Below are 2,862 nucleotides of genomic sequence, written 5' to 3' on the forward strand. Positions count from 1 at the left end.
TCCGCACCCACCCCGCCCCCAATCTTGATCGGAACGAGTTTCGCTCCAGGGGCGACACCGGTATACGTAAATCTTGTTGCTCCTTCTGTGTAGACAGAAGGCTGACCAACGACAGCACCGGAAGTCGCCGTTCCGTGAAAGTAATGGCACGCTTGGCGCGCTCCAAGATAATCGAGCTGGCTGCACCTATTCTGTGGTGCATTCGATGGCATCGCGTCGAGTGCGGTGAAGATATATGCCGCAGAAGGATCACCCGCGAGCGGACGGCTGATGACAGTCTCGTACTTGCACAGACTTGGCCACGGGCCAGTCCTTAGCCCGAAGCAGGCAACTTCCGAGATTTTGCTTTTTTTCCCCGCATCAATAAACGCTGCATGATCCGTGCGAATTGCGCCGTCGATGACGACGACAAGATAACCTGTGCCGTCATACGTTTTACCTTTGCTATCTATATATTTGCCGTCAACCGTGCCTCCAACGTTATAGGCAGCGCTGGCAGTAGACGGGTATCCAGGAGGCATTGCCTGTGCAGCGTGGATGCCCAGCATTGAAATGGCGGGCGCGGCCAGCAGGAAGCTCATCAGGTAACTAGACGCCGACACAAGAAGATTGCGGAGCTTCAATTAGTTCTCCTACATTTATGGCTGGTTTATAAGAATTGAACTTGCCGAAGAAACGTTGAATCCTAGGCATGGGATATCCACAGGAGAATACGGGAAATCTGAATCATGCAGCCATGTTGGCGTAGGTCAATCAAGGACCAACTGGAGACTGGTGGGCCTCGATCTGGAGCTTGCATCGATATATTCTCAATGACTTTCTTCAAAGTGATTGAGGTGAAAACGTGGGCCTCCGACACACTCCGACCTTCTTCCTTGCCGTATCCGTCGCAATGTGCCTGTGCGTGGCGGGCTGCGGCGGAGACGACAGCAGCCCAGGCGCGACCCGGCCCAGTGCAGCAGCGGGCGATCCGCCCCGCGCAGCCACGACTGCCCCAGGAACGCCCGCCGTACAGACCACCGGGGACCAGGCGGGCACGCCGTCGCCCGCCGCCAGCCCTGCGCCAAACGAAGTGGGGCAAGGCCGCAAGATCGACGCGGACACTGGCGTGCATACCGATTCCTGAGACGACTAAACCATCCTCCGTTTGCTGATCTGCACCCTCGACCGGTTAGTGACTTCTTCCTCGGGGACCACGTGCGCCACGTGCAGGCACAGGTACTGGAACGCCTCGCACACGTGCGAGGTCGTCCCCTTGACCGGCTCGTTGGCGTACTGCAAGCCCGTGGTGGCTGTGGCACGCAGGCGGCGATGCACGTAGCTCTTGCCCAGGCCGTCGATGAGCATCATGCAGACCGGATCAATCACGCAGCCATGACGGCGGTTCAGGAGGCGCGCGACGGCGGCTTTTCTCAAGGCAAAGCGGTTCGTTGATGCGGGAATGGCCCGTATCTGGTAGCGCTGTAGGAGCTGCACCGGAGTCAGGCCGGTGCGCGCGTCCCTCGGGTTCGACGGATCGCAGACCGCCAGCAGCGGCGTGCCGTGGTAGCGCCTGGCGATGATCGTCAGCAGCACTTCCTGTATGAACTGCTCGAACGCCATCTCGTCGCTGTAGCCCTCATCCATCACGACAAGCTGGCCCGCCTGCGGCTGGCCGAACACCGCGCCGGGGTGCAACCCTGACGTGTCGATCCCGATCAGCGTTTCCTCGCCGGTTACGGGCATGGTGCGGAGCTTGCCCACGTGGGCCTGCGCCGAGAACTCCGGATGCACGAGCTTGCCGAGGGCCGTGGGGGTCCAGCGCATCAGCAGGTAGGAGCGGATTTCCGGCCACTTGAGCGTCGCGAGCTGGTTGGCGTAGTAGTCGGGCGGCAGGTTCGCCACATTCTCCGCAGCCGGGTTCATACGGAAGCGCGGCGGTGCGCCATCGGCTTCCACTTCCGCTTCGTTGTCACAGAGGACGGCGGCGGGCTGCGTGAAGAGTTCTACGGTCGGCACGAAGGTACGACCGTCCGCCAGCTCGATCACCGGCAACGGCTCACGCTCCACGAACTTCTTGTACAGCCAGTGGGTCTGGTCCGGCAGGTTGAAGTCCAGCATTACCCCCGGCTCCGCACAGGCCACGCCGTGCTTCATGGCGGGGTAGCGCCCGACGCGCTGGGTCGCGACGCGCAGGATCGCTTCGGTGAGGTCGGTGGCCTCGTGCAGCCAGAACGCCGAGACTTCCAGCGAGCGCATGGCGTCGATGTCCGACTCGTCCTCCAGCGCGATCATCAGCAGCTCGAAGCGCACGCGCGTTGCTGTCGCATTCATCCGGGGCGCGACGGGCCGAAGGCGTGTCACCTTTGACCGTTTGTTCGTTATGCAGATTTATTAAAGTGACTTGTAAGACTGGCGTGGCGTCGTTGTTGCGGGTCAAGGTTTCCGGTGTTTGCGCGCCGTTCCTGCCAGACATGCCCTATTTTTCCGGTCTGGAAGTGGAAACAGGCGGATGCCCGCAACACGAGTCCGCCAGTCTTGAAAAGGAGAACCGAAAGCATGGCGGAGTTCGATCCATTACGGCCCGGTATCACGGGCAGGCAGGCGTATCACCTGGATATTCCCGGAACGGCAAGTGCGTCGGAGCTGTCGGTCGTGTCGTTTACGGCGACTGAAGCGATGGGGGAGCCGACCACGGTGATGATCGAGGCGACGCATCCCGAGCAGTTGCCTCGCGCGGAATACCTGAATCTCGACGCCGTGTTTACCATCACGGCGGAGGACGGGAGCGTGAAGAAGTTTTCAGGCTACCTCGAACGCGTCTCCGTCATCCAGAAGACGCACGACCTTACAAAGCACCAGTTTGTCCTCAAGTCGCACTTT

General features: G+C 60.6%; 2 protein-coding genes and 1 pseudogene. 1 reads left to right on the top strand and 2 read right to left on the bottom strand.

What is annotated here, in order from left to right:
• On the bottom strand, nucleotides 1–623 hold a 623-nt coding region (locus U5805_RS31420), incomplete at its 3' end, for a hypothetical protein (RefSeq protein ID WP_322107380.1).
• Between the two features lie 508 nt (nucleotides 624–1,131).
• Nucleotides 1,132–2,313, bottom strand: a complete 1,182-nt coding sequence (locus U5805_RS31425; protein ID WP_322107382.1) for a hypothetical protein — start codon at nucleotides 2,311–2,313, stop codon at nucleotides 1,132–1,134.
• Nucleotides 2,314–2,538: 225 nt separating this feature from the next.
• Between U5805_RS31425 and U5805_RS31430 the strand changes: the two are divergent.
• Nucleotides 2,539–2,862, top strand: a pseudogene (locus tag U5805_RS31430) (type VI secretion system tip protein VgrG); the annotation flags it as partial.

The sequence above is a fragment of the Paraburkholderia sp. J41 genome (genome assembly GCF_905220235.1).
Lineage (GTDB): Bacteria > Pseudomonadota > Gammaproteobacteria > Burkholderiales > Burkholderiaceae > Paraburkholderia.

What these genes read in the sequence shown, in the direction of transcription:
- U5805_RS31425 (WP_322107382.1), bottom strand. Translation starts at nt 2,313, where the DNA reads ATGAATGCGACAGCAACGCGCGTGCGCTTCGAGCTGCTGATGATCGCG.